This window comes from Desulfuromonas sp. DDH964 (assembly GCF_001611275.1).
In the GTDB taxonomy this organism is placed as follows: Bacteria; Desulfobacterota; Desulfuromonadia; order Desulfuromonadales; family DDH964; genus DDH964.
Genome location: NZ_CP015080.1, coordinates 989,493 through 1,009,162 on the forward strand (window position 1 = coordinate 989,493; position 19,670 = coordinate 1,009,162).

16 protein-coding genes and 1 pseudogene are annotated in these 19,670 nt (G+C 61.7%); 2 read left to right on the top strand and 15 right to left on the bottom strand.

Translation table 11 applies throughout. The features are described 5' to 3' along the window. Positions 1-63: 63 nt before the first annotated feature. Together DBW_RS04410 and tnpA are read left to right on the top strand one after the other, a co-directional pair. Positions 64-1,278: an IS256 family transposase gene (locus tag DBW_RS04410; protein ID WP_066722594.1), complete on the top strand. Its 1,215-nt coding sequence runs from the start codon at positions 64-66 to the stop codon at positions 1,276-1,278. A gap of 1,312 nt (positions 1,279-2,590) precedes the next feature. After that, on the top strand, positions 2,591-3,025 hold the full coding sequence (gene tnpA, locus DBW_RS04420) for an IS200/IS605 family transposase (RefSeq protein ID WP_066724805.1): 435 nt from the start codon (positions 2,591-2,593) through the stop codon (positions 3,023-3,025). A 463-nt stretch (positions 3,026-3,488) separates the two neighbouring features. Here tnpA and DBW_RS04425 read toward each other — a convergent pair whose 3' ends face one another. The 15 genes and pseudogenes from DBW_RS04425 to hslV form a co-directional block, all read right to left on the bottom strand. Further along, positions 3,489-4,724, bottom strand: a complete 1,236-nt coding sequence (locus DBW_RS04425; protein ID WP_066724806.1) for an LL-diaminopimelate aminotransferase — start codon at positions 4,722-4,724, stop codon at positions 3,489-3,491. A 544-nt stretch (positions 4,725-5,268) separates the two neighbouring features. After that, positions 5,269-6,072: a 4-hydroxy-tetrahydrodipicolinate reductase gene (gene dapB / locus DBW_RS04430; RefSeq protein ID WP_066724814.1), complete on the bottom strand. Its 804-nt coding sequence runs from the start codon at positions 6,070-6,072 to the stop codon at positions 5,269-5,271. Positions 6,073-6,134: 62 nt separating this feature from the next. Then, on the bottom strand, positions 6,135-7,010 hold the full coding sequence (dapA, locus tag DBW_RS04435; protein WP_066724818.1) for a 4-hydroxy-tetrahydrodipicolinate synthase: 876 nt from the start codon (positions 7,008-7,010) through the stop codon (positions 6,135-6,137). A 135-nt stretch (positions 7,011-7,145) separates the two neighbouring features. Beyond that, on the bottom strand, positions 7,146-7,901 hold the full coding sequence (locus DBW_RS04440; RefSeq protein WP_066724821.1) for a fibronectin type III domain-containing protein: 756 nt from the start codon (positions 7,899-7,901) through the stop codon (positions 7,146-7,148). Positions 7,902-8,022: 121 nt separating this feature from the next. Continuing rightward, positions 8,023-9,123 (bottom strand): annotated as a pseudogene (locus DBW_RS04445) (IS4 family transposase); the annotation flags it as partial. Between the two features lie 303 nt (positions 9,124-9,426). Beyond that, a complete protein-coding gene (gene argH / locus DBW_RS04450) occupies positions 9,427-10,815 on the bottom strand; it encodes an argininosuccinate lyase (RefSeq protein ID WP_066724824.1) in 1,389 nt (462 codons plus the stop codon). 42 nt (positions 10,816-10,857) lie between these two features. Then, a complete protein-coding gene (locus DBW_RS04455; RefSeq protein WP_066724828.1) occupies positions 10,858-12,015 on the bottom strand; it encodes a hypothetical protein in 1,158 nt (385 codons plus the stop codon). A 4-nt stretch (positions 12,016-12,019) separates the two neighbouring features. After that, a complete protein-coding gene (locus DBW_RS04460) occupies positions 12,020-12,523 on the bottom strand; it encodes an NUDIX domain-containing protein (RefSeq protein WP_066724831.1) in 504 nt (167 codons plus the stop codon). A gap of 140 nt (positions 12,524-12,663) precedes the next feature. After that, positions 12,664-13,884, bottom strand: a complete 1,221-nt coding sequence (locus DBW_RS04465; protein WP_066724834.1) for an argininosuccinate synthase — start codon at positions 13,882-13,884, stop codon at positions 12,664-12,666. Positions 13,885-13,983: 99 nt separating this feature from the next. Then, the gene (locus DBW_RS04470; protein ID WP_066724837.1) at positions 13,984-14,610 is read right to left on the bottom strand and encodes an RDD family protein; all 627 of its coding nucleotides are present in this window, start codon (positions 14,608-14,610) and stop codon (positions 13,984-13,986) included. 13 nt (positions 14,611-14,623) lie between these two features. Next, complete coding sequence (gene argF, locus DBW_RS04475) at positions 14,624-15,532, bottom strand: ornithine carbamoyltransferase (protein WP_066724840.1); 909 nt, start codon at positions 15,530-15,532, stop codon at positions 14,624-14,626. A 66-nt stretch (positions 15,533-15,598) separates the two neighbouring features. Continuing rightward, positions 15,599-16,792 carry an acetylornithine transaminase gene (locus DBW_RS04480; protein WP_066724842.1) on the bottom strand — a complete coding sequence of 398 codons (1,194 nt, stop codon included), beginning with the start codon at positions 16,790-16,792 and terminating at the stop codon, positions 15,599-15,601. Beyond that, positions 16,789-17,679 (bottom strand): acetylglutamate kinase, encoded by an 891-nt coding sequence (gene argB, locus DBW_RS04485; protein ID WP_066724845.1) that lies wholly within the window; start codon positions 17,677-17,679, stop codon positions 16,789-16,791. Before argB ends, DBW_RS04480 begins: the two co-directional genes overlap by 4 nt. A gap of 65 nt (positions 17,680-17,744) precedes the next feature. Then, positions 17,745-19,088 (bottom strand): ATP-dependent protease ATPase subunit HslU, encoded by a 1,344-nt coding sequence (hslU, locus tag DBW_RS04490; protein WP_066724849.1) that lies wholly within the window; start codon positions 19,086-19,088, stop codon positions 17,745-17,747. Beyond that, entirely contained in the window at positions 19,085-19,615 is a 531-nt protein-coding gene (hslV, locus tag DBW_RS04495; protein ID WP_066724852.1) for an ATP-dependent protease subunit HslV, read from the bottom strand. The genes hslU and hslV overlap by 4 nt, the downstream gene beginning before the upstream one ends. Between the last annotated feature and the right edge of the window lie 55 nt (positions 19,616-19,670).

The window sequence follows — 19,670 nt, forward strand, 5'->3', positions numbered from 1 at the left end:
GAAAAAGATTGTGTAAATGGCCATTCAGGGGTACACCGGGACCCCACCCTCTAAGGAGCCCCCATGGCCATCGAAAAAGATCTGCTGGACCGTCTGCTTGCCGACTACAAGAAGCCCGAAGACCTGATCGGCGAAACCGGCTTGCTTAAACAGCTCACCAAGGCCCTTCTGGAACGAGCTTTGGAAGCGGAATTGACCCAACACCTGGGGCACGAGAAGCATGCTCCCGTGGCCACGAAAGGCGGCAATGCCCGCAATGGCAAGTCGGCCAAAACCATCAAGGGCGAATTCGGCAAACTGCCGATCGAGGTTCCGCGTGACCGGGACAGCAGCTTCGAGCCGCTCATCATTCCCAAGGGCCAGACCCGCTTCGCCGGCTTCGACGGCAAGATCATCTCCCTCTACGCCCGGGGGATGACGACCCGGGAGATCCAGGGGCATCTGGAAGAGATTTATGGCGTCGAGGTCTCTCCCGCCCTCATTTCCAGCGTGACCGATGCCGTCGCGGACGAGGTCAAGATCTGGCAGAACCGACCGCTCGACGCCCTCTATCCCATCGTCTATATGGACGCGGTCCGGGTCAAGGTGCGAGACAACGGCCACGTCAGCAATAAAGCGGTCTACCTGGCCCTGGGCGTCACCCTGGACGGCATCAAGGAGGTCCTGGGCATGTGGGTGGCCGAGAACGAGGGCGCCAAGTTCTGGCTACAGGTGGTGACCGAGTTGAAAAACCGGGGTGTCGAAGACATCTTCATCGCCTGCGTGGACGGGCTCAAAGGTTTCCCCGAGGCCATCGAAGCAGTCTTTCCTCGCACCCAGGTCCAGCTCTGCCTCGTTCACATGGTGCGCCATTCTCTCCGCTACGTCTCCTGGAAACAGCGCAAGGAAGTGGCGGCCGATCTGAAGTCCATTTACCAGGCCGCGACGGCCGAGCAGGCCGAAATGAACCTGACGGAGTTCGAAGCGAAGTGGGATAAAACCCACCCCTCCATCGGCCAGTCCTGGCGGCGCAACTGGGAGAGAATCACCCCTTTTTTCGCCTACCCGGCGGAGATTCGCAAGGTGATCTACACCACCAATGCGATCGAATCGCTGAACATGTCGCTGCGCAAGGTCACCAAGAACCGGGGCTCATTCCCCAACGACGCAGCCATGTTCAAACTGCTCTACCTGGCGCTGAACAATATCGCCAAGAAATGGACCCTGCCGATTCGGGACTGGAAGGCCGCCCTCAACCAGTTCTCTATCTTGTTCGAAGGCAGGTTGCCGGTTTACTGACGACAAAAACCCAAGCCATTTACACAAACTGATTTACACCGCCGTCACAACCACCGTGGCCGTAGCCGGACTCACGTTGACATTGAGGGAACCGGTCGTCGCAGTCGGGAGATTTTGGATGACCGTCTTATCATCTCCCGAACACCCTGCCAGCACCGTAATGCACATGAGTGCCACAAATAGTCCCCAGATTCTTTGGCTTAGGTGTGAATAGCCTAGCATTTGCGATGATCTCTTCATTTGTTTCCTCCGTCGTTAAGTTTCGAAATTTTGTAATTCCGTTCAATTCGGTGCAGTGCTCGTGCGTTCATCTTTTCCTGTTGGTTCCTCCTTTCCGGGGATTCGCCGGTACTCGATTAAGGGGGTGTCGACGAGCAGGCTTCCAATGCGGCGATCATTTATCACGAAGGATGAACAGAACGACTCGTGTTTTTGAGTCCTGGTTAGCATCACCAGCCCCCTGCGGGTGGCACCAATGATCTCATCCAAATCGTTTTGCCTGACATGTCCCGTTGCAGCATCGGCCGGCTAGCCCACCATTTGGTCCTGCCCTGTGTGATTTGAATTCGGTAGCGGGCCGCGACTGAGCGATACTTGTTTCCGCTTGGGCCCGATTGTCCCCTTCTGGCAGGGGCTGACCGGAAGCAGGATCGCCTTGACCACATAGTTCGTAGGGTCACCCCTTCTCCGAACCATGGAACAGGACTGCACCTTGGGGCTTTGGGTTTCACCAGAAGGACAGCCGCGGAAAATCTCAGTGGGAGTGCTGAATATGATGCTAAATGGACAGATGGGCTATTTATCGTCGGTTCTGGCCTAAATAGAACCGCCACTTTTCAATTGGATCGCTTGGTTGGTATTTGTCCAAAACACGGCAGTTGATCACGCAATGTCGCAACGGGCGCAACGAAATCTAGGTCTTTAAACTCAAGTATCTCTCACCGGGAAAGTAAACGGCCCAAAGTGGATAATCGTCCGGTTTTCTGTCGCGTTCGTCACGTGAAACTGCTTTTTCAAGATTTATTGCTGAGTCCATCAAGAAAGGACCCTCCCTGAGGATCAATAGATTTCGCACTGGCCTGGAATTGCAAAAGCGGAGCCAGCCACCAATGGGTCACTATTGATGAAAAATTATCTTTTAATTACAATTCTTTAGAGAAAGAATGGCGAGCAGTGGAAAGGTCCGTTTTAGTGTGAAGTAGAAACCCCCGTCCTCTGGACGGGGTCAGAGTCCTTTGGCTTTGCCAAAAGGGCTCATGGCAATCCATATTCAGGCGTTGTTCCCGCAACGACCTGAACAGAAAGGAAAGCCATGAGCCGTTTTCGAAAATTAACACATGCGATCTGGCACTGCCAGTATCACATCGTCTGGGTGCCCAAGTATCGCTTCCGGATATTGGAAGGTGAACTGGCGCAAGAAGTTCGAGCGTGTATCCGGATCTTCAGCGAGCAGAGTCACTGCGAGGTCGTCGAGCTGAATGTCCAGAAAGACCATATTCACCTGATCATCATGGTGCCGCCCAAGGTGTCCATTTCGGAGTTGATGGGGCGCCTGAAGGGCCGATCAGCGATACGTATTTTAAAGAACCATCCCAAGTTGCGGAAGAAACGCTACTGGGGCAATCATTTTTGGGCGCCCGGCTACTGCGTTGACACGGTAGGCCTGGATGCCGAGATGATCAGGCGCTACGTGCGGTATCAAGAGCAGCATGAGAAGAAAGTGGAACAACAGCAACTCAAATTCTAATTGTTGTGGACGTGGGAACAACGCTCCGGTGACCCTCTTTGGGGGTCACCGGCAACGCCCCCTCTGGGGGCGCCTTTAAAGCCCCGTCCTCTGGGCGGGGTTTTTTTACTCCTGTCTACCCTCAGGATTTGGCGGAACTTCAGCATGTGGTGGATAATGTTGAGGGGAGATCGGGAGCTTCACGAATTCCGGGGACAGTTTATTTAATTCTCTATCGGGCGTACTTTCCGACATTTCGAAGAGTATCCACTGGGGTTTTAGCAAGGTCGGGATATTCTGCTACTTTTCACGCTAAGCACAAAAAAACGCCAAAGGCAAATGCCTCAGGCGTCTGGTGTCAATCCTCGTCCCCCCATCGTGTCGCCCTTAAAGGCCTCTCCTTGATACCGTGTCGATGAACGAAAGCCAATGATAAGTTATTGGAATAAAAAGGGCGGCCTTTTCGGCCGCCCTTGGTGTCATCTTACTTTCCCCACTTCTGCTTGATCCGCTCCACCGCCTCAACCACCTTCTCCTTATCCCCGAAGGCGCTGAGCCGGAAGTAGCCTTCCCCGGAAGGCCCGAAGCCCGATCCCGGGGTGCCGACGACATGGCACTCGCCCAGAAGCTTGTCAAAAAAGTCCCAGCTGGTGAGGCCGCCCGGCGTTTTCAGCCAGATGTAGGGGGAGTCGACGCCGCCGAAGCAGGTGATGCCGGCCTTGGAAAGCCCCTCGCGGATGATGCGGGCGTTGTCCATGTAGTAGTCGATGATCTCCTTGGTCTCTTTCCATCCCTGCTCCGAGTAGACCGCGGCGGCGGCGCGCTGTACCGGGTAGGAGGCGCCGTTGAACTTGGTGGTCTGGCGGCGGTTCCAGAGCTTGTTGAGGCTGTACTTCTCCCCCTTGGCGGTGGTCCCGGTCAGCTCTTCCGGCACCACGACCAGGCCGCAGCGGACGCCGGTGAAGCCGGCGGTCTTGGAGAAGGAGCGGAACTCGATGGCGCAGGTCTTGGCGCCTTCCACCTCGTAGATCGAGTGGGGGATGCCGGGGGTGGTGATGAAGGCCTCGTAGGCGGCGTCAAAAAGGATGATCGCGTTATGGGCGTTGGCGTAGTCGACCCAGGCTTTGAGCTGCTCCTTGCTGGCGACGGTGCCGGTCGGGTTGTTGGGCGAGCAGAGGTAGATGAGGTCGACCTTCTGCTGCGGCAGCTCGGGGACGAAGCCGTTGGCCTCGGTGCAGGGGAGGTAGACCACCCCCTTGTAGTACCCCTTGTCGTCCGCCTCGCCGGTGCGCCCGACCATGACGTTGGTGTCGTTGTAGACCGGGTAGACCGGATCGCCGATCGCCACCACGTTGTCGAGGGCGAAGATGTCGAGAATGTTGGCGCAGTCGCACTTGGAGCCGTCGGAGATGAACATCTCGCTGGTCTTCAGCTCGACACCGAGGGGCTTGTAGGAGTTGTCGATGATCGCCTGGGCGAGCCATTCGTACCCCTGCTCGGGGCCGTAGCCGGCGAAGTTCTCGGTGGTACCGAGGTCGTCGATGGCGGCATGGAAGGCCTTGAGGACGGTCGGGGCGAGGGGGCGGGTGACGTCGCCGATGCCGAGGCGGATCACCTTGGCCTGTGGGTTGGCGGCGGTGAATTCACGGACGCGGCGGCCGATCTCGGGGAAGAGGTAGCCGGCTTTGAGTTTCAGGTAGTTGTCGTTGATGTGGGCCATGCCTTGATTGCTCCTTTTATTTGGACCGGATGGAATGGATGTATAGATTTCCCCTTATCGCCCTGCCGGAGTTCCGTGGACGTTTCGGGAAAGAGACGGACAAACTGTCTGAGCGCAGCGAGTTTTTGTCCGTCCCCGAAACGTCTGCGGAGCGCAGGGAACCCGCCGCAGGCGGGCTGGGCGATTGGGGTGCCCTTTTTCTGCTGACTCTTTTTGGGCAAGCAAAAAGAGTCAGTCGTCGGCGGGGGGCGAAACCCCCGGGATAAACCTTTTGCCGGTGCCGCGAAAAACCAACGGGGGCTGCACCCCCGGGCCCCGCCCTACCTTCTTTTGTTCGCCCAAAAGAACGTAGGCCAAGAAAAGGGCGCCCCACCGCTACGCCCCTGCGGGGGCCCCTCGCTGCGGGATTTTAATCCGACGGCGACGAAAACTTGCCCTGCGGGCTTCGGACATTCGTCCCCGACTTCCTCGGATTAAAATCCCTGCGCTCGGCTCCGCTCACAGGGGGGGAGGAGTCGGGGCAAAACAAAAGGAAGAGCGCTGGCTACTTCAAACCGAGCACGTCCTGCATGTCGTAGAGCCCCGCCGGCTTCCCCGCCAGCCAGCCGGCAGCGCGCACCGCACCGCGGGCGAACATGTCGCGGCTCATGGCGCGGTGGGAGATCTCGATGCGCTCGCCCATGCCGATGAAGTAGACGGTGTGCTCGCCGACGATGTCGCCGCCGCGCACCGTCTGCATGCCGATCTCCTCCTTGCTTCGCTCCCCGCACATCCCCTGGCGGTGGTAGTTGGCGACCTCGTTGTAGTCGCGGCCGACCGCCTCGGCAATGATCTCCCCCATGCGCACCGCGGTGCCGGAGGGGGAGTCCTTCTTCTTGTTGTGGTGCAGCTCGACGATCTCCATGTCGAAATCGCTGCCGAGGGTGGCGGCGACATCCTTGAGGATTTTGAAGCAGAGGTTGACGCCGACGCTCATGTTGGGTGCGAGGACCACCGGGATCTGCGCGGCGAACTTCGCCACCGCGGCGCGCTGCTCCGGGGTGAAGCCGGTGGAGCCGATCACCACGCTCTTGCCGAGCTTGGCGCAGACCGCGAGGTTGCCGAGGGTCACCTCGGGGAAGGTGAAGTCGATCAGGACATTAGATGTACCCATCGCCGTGGCGAGGTCGTCGACGATCGCGACGTCGGCCGGCCCGCAGCCGGCGACAGACCCGGCGTCCTGGCCGATGAGGGCGTGGCCGGCCCGCTCGACAGCGCCCCCCAGTTCCAGCCCTTCGGCTTCCTTGATGGCGGTAATGATGCGCCCGCCCATGCGCCCGGCGGCGCCGGTGACTGCAACTTTGGTCATGGTAGTGCCTTTGCTTTTTATAGGTCCCATGGGTCGCATGCGTCCCATGGGACCTATGATTTTTAAATCAGCTGGTGCTTCTTCAGTACGACCTTGAGCTTCTCCAGAGTCGCATCCTGCATCGCCACCAGCGGCAGGCGCACTGCGGCGTCGATCTTGCCCATCAGCGCCAGGGTGGTCTTGGCCGGCACCGGGTTCGATTCGATGAACATCGCCTGGTGCAGATCGAGAAGCTGCAGGTGGAGGCGTTTGGCTTCCTCCCAGTTGCCGTTCTGGACGGCGCTGACCATCGCCTTGACCTGCTTCGGCGCGATGTTGGCGGTGACCGAGATCACCCCCTTGGCGCCGCAGGCCATCAGCGGCAGGGTGAGAAAGTCGTCACCGGAGAGGACGTCGATCTGGTCACCGGCTTCGGCGATGATCTCGCTCGCCTGGGTGATGCTGCCCGAGGCCTCCTTGATGGCGACGATGTTCTTGAACGCGGCAAGGCGGATGGTGGTCTTCGCCTCCATGTTCATGCCGGTGCGCCCCGGGACGTTGTAGAGAACCTGGGGCAGGGCGACCTGCTCGGCGAGTGCCTTGTAGTGCTGGTAGAGCCCTTCCTGGCTCGGCTTGTTGTAGTAGGGGGAGACCAGCAGCACGCCGTCGGCTCCCATCTCCTTGGCGTGCCGGGAGATTTCGATCGCTTCGGCGGTCGCGTTGGAACCGGTGCCGGCGATGACCGGAACCCGCTTTTTGACCTGCTCGATGCAGATGCGGATGACGCGGTCATGCTCCTCGTAGTCGAGGGTTGCCGACTCCCCGGTCGTCCCGCAGGGGACGATGACATCGGTGCCGTTTTCGATCTGGAACTCGATCAGCTCCCGGTACTTCTCCTCGTCGACCTTCCCCTCGGCAGTGAACGGGGTGACGATGGCGACCATGGATCCCTTGAACATCTGTTTCCTCCTCCAGAGAAGAAAGGGTCAAAACGGGTGTGTAAACCAAAAAATCAGTGGAAAAAGCCGGGAATCCCGGCGAAACGAGCCTGTATTCGTAACATAACCACGGGGGATTGTCAAAATCGATCGAGTTCAGCGGCCCGCTTCCGGTGTCACCGTCACCGCCACGGAAAGGGGGCTCTCCACCAGCCACTCCCCCGATTTAATTACGCTGCGCACGGCATAGTCGTAGGTGGTGCCGTTTTGCAGGCCGTACTCCTCGAAGCGCGTCGTCGGGATCGGCTCGCGGTTGATCGGGTCGCTCGAAAAGGCGACCGCGGGGGTGCGGCGGTAGAGGTTGTAGCCGACCAGTTCCTTGCCCCCCGCGGTGACTGGTTGCCAGCCGAGCTGCACCATCTGGTCGTGACCGGTCGCGGTCAGCCGGGCCGGTGCGGCGGGCGGGGTGAAGAAGGGGCGCTTGACCACCGCCGGGCGGCCGCCTCCCCCCTTGCGGTTGACTGCTACCACCCGGTACTGGTAGCCGAGCCCTGGCGTCAGGCCACTGTCCCAGAGTTCGAGGCGGTCACCGACCCGGCGCACGTCGCGCAGGTAATCGAGGTCGATGCTCTGCAGCAGGACCGAGGTGTCGCGGCACTCGGGGCACTCGCGCAGCGGGTCGTACTTCATCTTGTAGACCTGGAACCCCTGCAGGTCGGTCAGCGGCGAGTCGTCCTGGTTCTTCCCAGGCAGGCCGAAGGTGATCAGGAAGCGCTCCCCCTGCTGCTGCACGCGCAGGTCCTGCGGCGCTTCCGGCAGTGCCTGCAGCAACGGCCGCACCGGGCCGCGCTTGCCGCAGGCGGTCAGGGCGAGAACAAGGATGAACAGGATGGAATATCGCTTGGCGATCATGGAAAGTCCCGGAAAGTGGGTAACTGAATGATTAAAAAAATCCAGTAGTGTCCGGTTAAGAAGTTGCATAGGCTCCGAAGTCCAAGTCAATGATATCGGGAGGCCCTAAGCCTGCGGCCGCATCCTCGGCGGCCTCGTTGCGAATATTGTTGCGAAGCTCACGCACCCTGTTGATGCTGACACGTTCGCCATGCTCTTCGTGGCAGTAGATGGCCAGCAGCAAATAAGTAATCAACCCTGCGAGGATCTGCACCAGCAGGCCGTAGGGACTGCGGGCAATCAGGTGATACACCTTGAGGTGGCGCTTCCACCAGGCGAAGAAGGACTCGATCGTCCAGCGTAGCTTGTAGATCAAGGCAATCTGCTCGGCGGTCAGATCGAAGCGGTCGGTGGCGACCCAATAGGATTTTTGGTCAACCTTGTAGCCGACCACACGCACTTCTCGTTCGGTCTGGTTGACATCTTTGGTGCCGAGCAACACCCTGGCGTCATAGAAAACATGACTGCCGGGGACAACAGGATTGGCGCTCAACTCCGTCTTACGAGAACTGGCTTTGATGCGGCAGACAAAGTGGCGTCCCTGATCCTGCCAGTCGTCAAAGTTTTTGTAACACTGGTAATAGCGGTCATAGACACCTGTCTGACCGGGAGCCACGAGCCGTTCCGCCTGAGGACGCTCGTCGCCCTTGCCGTCGGTTAATGTGACTTTCTGGGGGACACCACGACCGATATCGAACCCCAGGTGAACCTTGGCCTTTTTGGCTCCGTCTCGATAGTCCGCCCAGAGCATGGACAGCGTAGCGTCAATCAGCGAACCATCGACGGCGATCAGATCGCCGAGATCGGAGATGTCTTTGGCGACAGGAATCTTTTGTGAGACCTGTTTCTGCAGGTCTTCGTAAACATGAATCATCTGCTCCAGCCCTCGGGTATTGATCGCCTCAAAGAAGGCGCTTTTCCGGATACCGCCGGGCGGTGCAATATGAGTCGCGGCAAAATCTTCCTGCGTCAGAACCTGAAGCAGATGACGCCCCGAAGAATGCTCTTCGAGGTGATAGTAGGTCAGGATTTTCAACTGATCTTCAAACGTCATCTGCAGTGGCCTGTTGCCTCGGGCCTCAAGAACCGGGGCATGTTCGAGAGCGCCCTTGAACGGGGTAAAAAGTCGGACAATGGAGCGCCTGCTAAGCCGGGTACGGTGGCAGCGAACAAGTAATGACATTTTCGTAAATCCTCATATAAAATAGGTATTTACGAAAATCACCGCGCCGACTTCACGACGATTTGTCAAGCAAAAAATACGCTAACTTGTGAAAATATTTACAATTATCTGCAACTTTGGGTGAATGCAATTTGCTAACCGGACACTACTGAAAAAAATCGTCTCTCACCCGTTCACTACGCTCACTAGAGGACACAGAGAGCACGGAGAAGGCCCTGGTCCAGATTAAAGCAGTTCAAAAGCTTATTCTCTGTGTTCTCTGTGCGCTCAAGCGACCGAAGGGGAGCGGGTGAGAGCCGCCCTTCAGCCTTTGCCGTTGCGCTCGTGCCGCGCCCGTTTCAGCTCCCGCTCCACCGCCGCGCGGGCGGTGCCGCCGGTGGCGCGGCGGGCGTTGACCGAGGCCTCGAGGGTAACGAAATCATAGATGTCGGCCTCGATCAGGGGCGAGAACTGGCGGAATTCGGCAAGAGAGAGCTCGGGAATCTCTTTCCCCTGCTCGACACAGTAGCGCACCGTTTTGCCGACCACCTCGTGGGCCTGGCGGAAGGGGAGCCCCTTGCGCACACAGTAGTCGGCGACGTCGGTGGCGGTGGAGAAGCCCCGCGCCGCAGCGACGCGCATCTCGGCGGCGCGCACCGTCATCTGCGCGATCATGTCGGCGAAGACCTTGAGGGACCCCTTGACGGTGTCGATGGAGTCGAAGAGGGGCTCCTTGTCCTCCTGCATGTCCTTGTTGTAGGCGAGCGGCAGCGACTTCATCAGGGTCAGCAGCGAGATCAGGTTGCCGTAGACGCGGCCGGTCTTGCCGCGCACCAGTTCAGGCACGTCGGGGTTTTTCTTCTGCGGCATGATCGAGGAGCCGGTGCAGAAGGCGTCGGAGAGGTCGATGAAGTGGAAGTCGGCGCTGGACCAGAGGATCAGCTCCTCGGCCAGGCGCGAGAGGTGCATCATGATCAGCGCCGCAGCGGCGCAGAACTCGACGGCGAAGTCGCGGTCGGAGACCGAGTCGAGGGAGTTGCGGGTGACCCCGTCGAAGCCGAGCTCCTGGGCGACGAACTCGCGGTCGATGGGGAAGGTCGTCCCGGCGAGCGCCCCGGCGCCGAGGGGGAGAACATTGAGGCGTTTGTGGACGTCGGCCAGGCGTCCCGCGTCGCGGCGCAGCATCTCGTAGTAGGCGAGCATGTGGTGGGCGAAGAGGATTGGCTGGGCGGTCTGCAGGTGGGTATAGCCGGGCATGATGACGTCGAGGTTGGCTTCCGCCTGGTTCAGGAGCGCTTCCTGCAGGCGATCGAGGTAGCCGAGAATGGTGGCGAGCTCGTCGCGCAGGTAGAGGCGCACGTCGAGGGCGACCTGGTCGTTGCGGGAGCGGGCGGTGTGGAGCTTGCCGCCGACAGCGCCGACGCGCTCGATCAGGCGCGCCTCGATGTTCATGTGAATGTCTTCGAGGCTGACCTTGAACGCGAAGTTACCCGCATCGATGTCAGCGCGGATCGATTCCAGCCCGGCGATGATCGTCGCCGCCTCGGCATCGGTAATGATCGCCTGCTTCGCCAGCATCCGGCAGTGGGCGATGGAGCCCTGGATATCGTAGCGGTACATGCGCTGGTCGAAGTCGATGGAGGCGGTGAATTCCTCGACGAACTTGTCGGTCGGCTGGCTGAAGCGCCCGCCCCAGAGTTTGTCCTGGCTCATGTCGGTGACTCTCCGTGTGGACGAAATCCGCGCCGGGCGCGGTCAGTTACTGTCGGGAACGTAGCCCCGTTCGGTCTCCCCTTCGAGCCGCTGCCAGCCATTCTCCGTCGCGGGGCGGAAGATGCTGTGGATTTTGAGCGGCACCCGGGTGGTACGCGGGTCGAGTTCGTGGAACAGGGGCAGATTGAAGAAGTAGAGCCGGGTCGCCGTGCCAAAACGCAGCCGGCAGACCGGCAGACCGTCAAAGTTGTCGCTGGCGAATTCGGGCAGCTCGGCCGGGGCGATCTTGTGGCTCTTGTGGATGATCACCATGGAACGGCCGAAGCTTCCGGGTCCGCCCTGGTCGATCCCGCTGGTCTCCTCGCTGCAATTGCAGAAAATTGTCACCGTATCGCGCACCCCGGGGGTATAGGCCAGATACTCACCGTAAAACCCATTGACGACGTCGCGAAAGGCGCGGTGTTCCGGTTTCGGGTTGCATTCGAGTACCGCCAGCAGGTCGAGGCGCTGGCGGGTCTCGAAGAAGAGCTCGTTGGCCTTGTCGATAACGTTGCTGATGTTCGACTGGTAAAGGTCGCGAAAGACGTAGTCGAGGCAGATCAGCGCCATGAAGTTGAACCCCGTTGGGCGCGCCCGGAACAGGGGAAAAACCTTCCCCCGGTAGAGGTCCTGGAAGGGGTCGAGGGTCTCTTCACCGGCATAGGGGTGACTCTTGGCCATCAGGAAAACCCGCAGCCGGCCGTCCGCCTCCTTGATCGCGGTCACCGCCCAGTTCACCGGTACCCCCTCGATTTCGCCGGCGTCGAGATCCTCGAGCAGCGCCGCCAGGACTTCCGCGTTGTCGTCCCGGTAGCGCTCCAGCACCTGGTGGAACTCGGTCAGACGTACATGCTCGACGCCGAACATGGTAACGGTGTTGGGGTGGAAGCGATCACGGATAATGGCCAGGGCATCCTCGACCCGGGCGGCCGGCAGGGCCGTTTCCGGGAAGACCAGAAAATGGAGCTTTTTCAGGTTGCCGCGGCCGGTCGCCACCAGGTCGAGGACCGAGGCGACCATCTCCCACTGTCCCTCCGGATCACTGATTCGGCATTCCGCTCCGGTGCCGCCGAGGAGGTTGGGAACCTGGCAGAGCAGAAGGTGCTGGTGGTGCCCCGGCGAGAATTCGAGGGTTACATCCTTTTCGACGATTCGAAACATGGTGCTAGTCCCCGTCGATGGGGCAGGACTGGGGGGATGCGCTGCTGCAGGGGTTGGCGACCCTGGTCGCCGGCGCCTCCCTTTGCCAGGTAAGCTCGGGAAAAACCCGGTTGAGAATGTGGCGTGCCCCCGGCGGCAGGTCGATCTGCGGCAGGCGCCCTTTCTCCATCCAGACCGCTTCGGTGCACTCGCTGCCGTTTGGGACCAGTTCCAGGCTCAGCGGATGGGCCCGGTAGTAGAGAATCACGAAGTGATCGTCGCGTTCGCCGATCCCGAGGTGTTCATAGACATCGATCAGGCTGTCGACATGAATCTCGATGCCGACCTCCTCGCGCACCTCCCGGTGCAGGGCGGCGAGGATCGCTTCGCCATGATCGATTTTGCCGCCGGGCATCACCCACTGGTCACAGAAGGGCTCGATGCAGCGCCGGGTCAGCAGCACCCGCTCCTGTTCGTCGACGACACAGGCGACGACGGAGGTTTTGATGGCCTGTTTGCGAAATTCCATGTTGCCCCCTCCGGGGGGAGAGGTAACACGTAGGTTGGGTTAAGTGCAGCGAAACCCAACAGCTCTTCGCGGCGCACTTCGACCGCGTTGGGTTTCCGTTCCGTCAACCCAACCTACGCACTACGGCTCATGGCCGGCGGCTATTTGCGGTTCTCGCGCTGGATCGCGGCGATGCGCAGGCGCAGGGCGTTGAGCTTGATGAAGCCCTCGGCATCAGCCTGGTTGTAGACATCGTCGGTCTCGAAGGTGGCGAAATCGACGTTGAACAGCGAGTCGGTCGCCGAGTCGCGCCCGACCACCCGGGCGTGCCCCTTGTAGAGCTTGATGCGCGCCTTGCCGTTGACGGTGGTTTGCGTCTGGTCGATCATCGCCTGCAGGGCGATGCGCTCCGGGGCGAACCAGAAACCGTTGTAGATCATGCTGGCGTACTGGGGGACGAGGGAATCGCGCAGGTGCATCACCTCGCGATCCATGGTGATCGACTCGACGGCGCGGTGCGCCTCTTCGAGGATGGTGCCGCCCGGGGTCTCGTAGACGCCACGGCTCTTCATGCCGACGAAGCGGTTTTCGAGGAGGTCGACGCGGCCGATACCGTGCTTGCCGCCGAGTTCGTTGAGTTTGGCCATCAGCCTGGCCGGGGAGAGGCGCTCGCCGTTGACGGCGACCGCGTCCCCCTTTTCGAACTCGACCTCGACATATTCGGGCTGGTCGGGCGCATCTTCCGGGCGCACCGTCAGCACATACATCTCTTCCGGGGCCTCGGCCCAGGGGTTCTCGAGGACGTCCCCTTCAAAGGAGATGTGCAGCAGGTTGCGGTCACTGCTCCAGGGGAACTTCTTGCTGGTCGGCACCGGGATGCCATGTTTTTTTGCGTAGTTTTCGAGGGCGGTGCGGCTTTTCATGTCCCACTCGCGCCAGGGGGCGATGACCTTGATCGCCGGGTTGTAGTGGTAGTAGGCGATCTCGAAGCGGACCTGGTCGTTCCCCTTGCCGGTGGCGCCGTGGGAGACGGCGTCGGCCCCTTCCTTCGCGGCGATCTCCATCTGCGCCTTGGCGATCAGCGGCCGGGCGATGGAGGTGCCGAGGAAGTAGCGCCCTTCGTAGATGGCGTTGGCGCGGAACATCGGGAAGACGAAGTCGCGGGCGAACTCCTCCTTGAGGTCGAGGATGTGGCAGGAGCTGGCGCCGGTCTTCTTCGCCTTCTCCGGGATGTGGTCGAGTTCTTCCCCCTGGCCGAGGTCGGCGGAGTAGGCGACGACTTCGCACTGGTACTCTTCGACCAGCCACTTGAGGATGATCGAGGTGTCGAGGCCGCCGGAGTAGGCGAGGACGACTTTTTTGACGGAACCTTTTCTGGACATTTGGGTGTGCTCCTTGAAATATGGAGTGGCATGGGACGCGGGAGGTGGGACGCGGGACGGGAAGGTTCCTTCTCGTCCGATCGTGTCTGCTTCTCGCCTCTACAGTTTTATCACATAGGTCTTGACGAGCCGGTCATGCAGCCCCTGCTTCTGTTCGTCGAAGGCGACCATCAGGTAGCCAATGCCGAGAATCAGGGTGGAAAGAAATTTGCCGACGGTTTCGCGCACCAGCGCCACCCCGTAGCCGATGTCATTGCCGTTGGTGCGGATCACCTTGATCCGCAGTGCCATCTTGCCCGGCGTCTGGCCGCAGTAGCCGGTGAAGCCGACGTAGTAGATCACGCCGAGGGCCGGTCCGAAGGACCAGGCGATGGCCATGCCGAGCCCCTGGTCGGCACTCCCCCCGGTCAGGGCGACCGCCGCGGCGATCAGTGCGGTGCCGAAGAAAAATTGCAGCAGGGTGACCAGGGTCGAATCGACCAGCGACGCCACCACCCGGATCCAGAATCCGGCCTTGGGCAGGGCGGCGGCGCCGGCGGCGTCGAGGGGCGTGGCCTCTTCCGCAGGGGCGGTCCCTGGCGCCGGCAGTTCCGGCGGCATTGGCGCCGGCGGCTCGAAACGGAACTGTTCGCGGCAGCGCGGGCAGGTCACCCGCACCGCGACTCTTGGTAGCCGATCGGCCGGCAGTTCGCGCTGGAAACCACAGTGGGGGCAGGTCAGGTTCATCGCCGCACCCGCCTCAGGCCATCAGCGTGGCCATGATCGCCTTCTGCACGTGGAGGCGGTTCTCCGCCTCGTCGAAGACCACCGAGTGCGGTCCTTCGATCACTTCGTCGCTGATCTCCTCGCCGCGGTGGGCGGGAAGGCAGTGGAGAACGATGGCGTCGGCGGCGGCCGCGCGGACGATCGCGCCGTTGATCTGGAAGCCGGCAAAGGCCTGCTCCCGTTCCTTCTGCTCCGCTTCCTGCCCCATGCTCGCCCAGACATCAGTGTTGAGGACATCGGCGCCAGCAGCAGCAGCGAAGGGATCGTTGCTGTAGACGATCTGCGCCCCGGCGGCGGCGGCGCGCTGGCGGACAACGGCATCCGGTTCATACCCTTTCGGGGTGGCGATCTGCAGCTTGAAACCGAAGACCGCGGCGGCGTTGATCCAGCTGTTGGCCATGTTGTTGCCGTCGCCGATCCAGGCGTAGGTCAGGTCGCGATAGTTCTCCTTGTGCTCGCTCACCGTGAAGAGGTCGGCCATCAACTGGCAGGGGTGGTAGAGGTCGGTCAGGCCGTTGATGACCGGCACGCTGGCGTGGTGGGCGAGCTCGGCCACCGCCGCCTGCGAGAAGGTGCGGATCATGATGCCGTCGCAGTAACGCGCCATCACCCGGGCCGTGTCTTTGACCGGTTCGCCGCGTCCAAGCTGGGTGGTGCCGGAATGGAGGAAGAGGGCGTGGCCGCCGAGCTGGAACATGCCGACTTCGAAGGAGACCCGGGTGCGGGTCGAGCTCTTCTCGAAGATCATGGCGAGGGTTTTCCCTTCCAGCAAACGGTGCGGTTCGCCCCGCTGCTGGCGCGACTTGAGGTCCCGGGTCAGGGCGAAGATCTGCTCCAAATCGTCCCGGGTCCAGTCGGCGAGGGAGAGGAAGTCCTTGTTCATTGCACAACTCCTGAAAATGAAACGCAACGGCTGGTGCCGGGCACCAGCCTGGGGTGCGGCCCGGGCTCAGATCTCCTGGAAAATGCCGTCGAGGATTTCGATCATCGCGTCGATCTCGCTCCGGGTCACCGTCAGCGGCGGGACGAAACGGAGTACCGTATCCTGGGTGACGTTGAGCAGGACCCCGCGGGCGTGCCCTTTCTTGACGATGTCGCCACCGGGGATGGTAAGGCGCATGCCGACCATCAGGCCGATGCCGCGAACCGGGCCGATAAAGGGGTACTTCTGCTGCAGGCCGCGTAGTGCCGTGACGAGGTAGTCGCCCATTGTCTCGGCGTTTTCCAGCAGCCCCTCGTCGAGGATGGCCTGGAGGGTCGCCAGGGCCGCCGTCGTCACCAGCGGGTTGCCGCCGAAGGTCGAGCCGTGGGTGCCGGGGGTGAAGCTGGCGGCGATCTCGGCGCGGGCGAGCATGGTGCCGATCGGCGCCCCGCCGGCGAGTGCCTTGGCCAGGGTCATGATGTCGGGGGTAACCCCAAAGTGCTCGTAGGCGAAGAGCTTGCCGGTGCGGCCGATGCCGGTCTGCACCTCGTCGAGGATCAGCAGCAGCCCAAAGCGGTCGCAGAGCTCCCGCACTTCCTTAAGATAGCCGGGGGTGGGGACGTTGACCCCGCCCTCACCCTGGATCGGCTCGAGCATTACCGCGCAGGTCTCGGGCGTGATCGCCGCTTCGATCGCCGCGGCGTCGTTGAAGGGGACATGCTTGAAGCCGTGCAGCAGCGGGTCGAAGAAGCGCTGCACCTTCTCCTGGCCGGTGGCGGAGACGGTCGCCATGGTGCGGCCATGGAAGGACTCGGCGGCGGTGATGATGGCGAAACGCTCGGGGCCGTACTTCTCACGGCTGTACTTGCGGGCGAGCTTGATCGCTGCCTCGTTGGCCTCGGCGCCGGAGTTGCAGAAGAAGGCGCGATCGGCAAAGGTGAGCCGGCAGAGGAGCTCGGCGAGCTCGATCTGCTGCGGGATGTTGTAGTAGTTGGAGCAGTGCAGCAGCGTCGCCGCCTGCTCCTGCAGCACCTTGACCACTTTTGGGTGGCAGTGGCCGAGATTGTTGACCGCCACCCCGGCGAGAAAGTCGAGGTACTCCTTGCCGTCGGCGTCCCAGAGCCGGCACCCCGCGCCGCGCACCGGGACCAGGGGATAGCGTCCGTAGGTGGTCATGATGACCTGATCGCCGCGGGCGATCCATTCTGCTGATGTCGTCATTGTTCGAACCTCGCGAGGGCAGTACCGATCCCCTTGTCGGTGAAGATTTCAAGCAGGCAGGCATGCTCCATGCGGCCGTCGATGATGTGGGTCTTCTTGACCCCCTCCTCGACGGCGTCGACACAGCAGTTGAGCTTGGGGATCATGCCGCCGGTAATGGTGCCGTCGTTGATCAGGGCCGGAACCCGGGAGATGTCGATGGTCGAGATCAGTCGTCCGTCCTTGTCCTTGACCCCCTCGATATCGGTGAGCAGGATCAGCTTCTCCGCCTTGAGAGCGCCGGCGATCCGGCCGGCGACGAGATCGGCGTTGATGTTGTAGGTCTCCCCCTGCAGGCCGACGCCGATCGGCGCGATCACCGGGATGAAGTTGCTCTGCTCGAGGGCGCGGATGACGCCCGGGTGGACGGTCTCGACCTCGCCGACCATGCCGATGTCGATGATCTCCGGAGTCAGGGTCTCGGGGTTGACCCGGGTCATCTCCAGCTTGCGGGCGACGATCAGGTTGCCGTCCTTGCCGGTCAGGCCGACCGCCTTGCCGCCGTGGCGGTTGATGTTGGCGACGATCTCCTTGTTGACCTTGCCGCCGAGGACCATCTCCACCACGTCCATGGTCGCCCGGTCGGTGATCCGCATCCCCTGCTCGAAGCGGCTCTCGATCCCCATCGACTTGAGCACCTCGCCGATCTGCGGGCCGCCGCCATGAACCACCACCGGGTTGAGGCCGATGTACTTCATCAGGATGATGTCCTGGGCGAAGGACTCCTTGAGCCGGTCCTCGACCATGGCGTGGCCGCCGTACTTGATGACAATGGTGGCGCCGGAGAAGCGCTTGATCCAGGGGAGCGCTTCGAGCAGAACCTTGGCCTTGTTGATGATCTCTTGCATGGCTCGATACCCGTGATTCGTGATTCGTGATGGCGGCCGCGTGTCGAATGTAACCGGTCAGCCGTCTAAAGTATATAGCGCGACAGGTCCTCGTCGCGGACAATTTCCGCCAGGCGCTCCCGGACAAAACCGGCATCGATGACGATCTTCTTCTCGCGCCGTTCCGGAGCATCGAAGGAGAGGTCCTCGAGGAGCTTCTCCAGGATCGTGTGCAGGCGGCGGGCGCCGATGTTCTCGGTGCGGTCATTGACCGTCGCCGCGGTGCGGGCCACCTCGTGAATGCCGTCTTCGGTAAATTCGAGGTCGAGCCCCTCGGTGGCGAGCAGCGCCTGGTACTGGCGGATCAGGGCGTTCTTCGGCTCGGTGAGGATGCGCACGAACTCCTCCTCGCCGAGGCTCTCCAGTTCGACGCGGATCGGAAAGCGCCCCTGCAGCTCCGGGATCAGGTCCGAGGGCTTGGCGACATGGAAGGCGCCGGCGGCGATGAAGAGGATGTGGTCGGTCTTGACCGGGCCGTGCTTGGTGTTGACGGTGCTCCCCTCGACGATCGGCAGGATGTCGCGCTGGACCCCTTCCCGGGAAATCTCCGGGCCGTGTCCCCCCTCGCGGCTGGCGATCTTGTCGATCTCGTCGATGAAGATGATGCCGCTCTGCTCGGTCCGCTCCCGGGCCAGGGTCAGGACCTTCTCCATGTCGACCAGCTTTTCCGCCTCGGTCTGGATCAGCAGCTCGCGGGCCTCGGCCACCTTGACCCGGCGCCGCTTGGTCTTCTTGGGCAGCAGGTTGCCGAACATCTCCTTGAAGTTGATTCCCATCTCCTCGTTCCCCTGGGGGGTGAAGATCTCCATCATCGGCATCTTCACTTCCTGGGTCTCGAGTTCGACGTAGCGTTCGTCGAGCTTCCCCTGGCGCAGCAGCTGGCGCAGCTTGTCCCGGGTCCCCGAACCGTGTTCGGCCACCCCGGCCTCTCCCTGGGCGGCAAGGCTGGCCGTCTCCCCGGGCAGCAGCAGCTCGAGGAGCCGCTCCTCGGCGAGGTCCTCGGCCTTGATCCGGACCGCCTGCGCCTCTTCTTCCTTGACCAGGATGATCGCCAGTTCGAGCAGGTCGCGGACCATGCTCTCGACATCCCGTCCGACATAGCCGACCTCGGTGAACTTGGAGGCCTCGACCTTGACGAAGGGGGCCTGGGCGAGCCTGGCCAGGCGCCGGGCGATCTCGGTCTTGCCGACGCCGGTGGGGCCGATCATGATGATGTTCTTCGGCGCGATTTCATCACGCAGCTCTGGCGGCACCTGCTGGCGGCGCCAGCGGTTGCGCAGCGCCACGGCGACGGCGCGCTTCGCCCCCTTCTGGCCGACGATATAGCGATCGAGTTCGGAAACGATCTCGCGCGGGGTGAAATTGGTCACGGCAGGACCTCCACGGCGATCCGGTCGTTGGTGTAGATGCAGATGCCGGCGGCAATCTTCAGGGCCTCCTCCGCGATGGCGGCGGCCGTCAGGGTGGAGTGGGCGACCAACGCCTGCGCCGCGGCCTGGGCATAGGGGCCACCGGAGCCGATGGCGGCGATGCCGTCGTCCGGTTCGATGACGTCACCGGCCCCGGAGAGGACCAGGGTGGTTGAGGTGTCGGCGACGATCAGCAGCGCTTCGAGCCGGCGCAGGATGCGATCGGTTCGCCAGTCCTTGGCCAGGGCCACCGCGGCCCGCGGCAGGTTGCCGCGGTACTCCTGGAGCTTGGCGTCGAACTTTTCGAAAAGGGTGAAGGCATCGGCGGTGCTGCCGGCAAAACCGGCGAGAACCCTGCCGTCATGCATGCGCCGCAGCTTGCAGGCAGAGTGTTTCATCACCGTCGTGCCGAGGGTCACCTGACCGTCACCGGCCATGGCCACGTCGTGCTCCCTGCGTACACAGAGGATTGTTGTCCCTTTGAACATCCTGTTCCTCGTCTGTCCGGCTCGTTAAGCTCGGGAAAATGCGCCCAATATAACA

Bases quoted from the DNA above. Each gene is read 5' to 3' on its own strand.
- DBW_RS04410 (WP_066722594.1), top strand. From the start codon at position 64: ATGGCCATCGAAAAAGATCTGCTGGACCGTCTGCTTGCCGACTACAAG.
- tnpA (WP_066724805.1), top strand. From the start codon at position 2,591: ATGAGCCGTTTTCGAAAATTAACACATGCGATCTGGCACTGCCAGTAT.
- DBW_RS04425 (WP_066724806.1), bottom strand. From the start codon at position 4,724: ATGGCCCACATCAACGACAACTACCTGAAACTCAAAGCCGGCTACCTC.
- dapB (WP_066724814.1), bottom strand. From the start codon at position 6,072: ATGACCAAAGTTGCAGTCACCGGCGCCGCCGGGCGCATGGGCGGGCGC.
- dapA (WP_066724818.1), bottom strand. From the start codon at position 7,010: ATGTTCAAGGGATCCATGGTCGCCATCGTCACCCCGTTCACTGCCGAG.
- DBW_RS04440 (WP_066724821.1), bottom strand. From the start codon at position 7,901: ATGATCGCCAAGCGATATTCCATCCTGTTCATCCTTGTTCTCGCCCTG.
- argH (WP_066724824.1), bottom strand. From the start codon at position 10,815: ATGAGCCAGGACAAACTCTGGGGCGGGCGCTTCAGCCAGCCGACCGAC.
- DBW_RS04455 (WP_066724828.1), bottom strand. From the start codon at position 12,015: ATGTTTCGAATCGTCGAAAAGGATGTAACCCTCGAATTCTCGCCGGGG.
- DBW_RS04460 (WP_066724831.1), bottom strand. From the start codon at position 12,523: ATGGAATTTCGCAAACAGGCCATCAAAACCTCCGTCGTCGCCTGTGTC.
- DBW_RS04465 (WP_066724834.1), bottom strand. From the start codon at position 13,884: ATGTCCAGAAAAGGTTCCGTCAAAAAAGTCGTCCTCGCCTACTCCGGC.
- DBW_RS04470 (WP_066724837.1), bottom strand. From the start codon at position 14,610: ATGAACCTGACCTGCCCCCACTGTGGTTTCCAGCGCGAACTGCCGGCC.
- argF (WP_066724840.1), bottom strand. From the start codon at position 15,532: ATGAACAAGGACTTCCTCTCCCTCGCCGACTGGACCCGGGACGATTTG.
- DBW_RS04480 (WP_066724842.1), bottom strand. From the start codon at position 16,792: ATGACGACATCAGCAGAATGGATCGCCCGCGGCGATCAGGTCATCATG.
- argB (WP_066724845.1), bottom strand. From the start codon at position 17,679: ATGCAAGAGATCATCAACAAGGCCAAGGTTCTGCTCGAAGCGCTCCCC.
- hslV (WP_066724852.1), bottom strand. From the start codon at position 19,615: ATGTTCAAAGGGACAACAATCCTCTGTGTACGCAGGGAGCACGACGTG.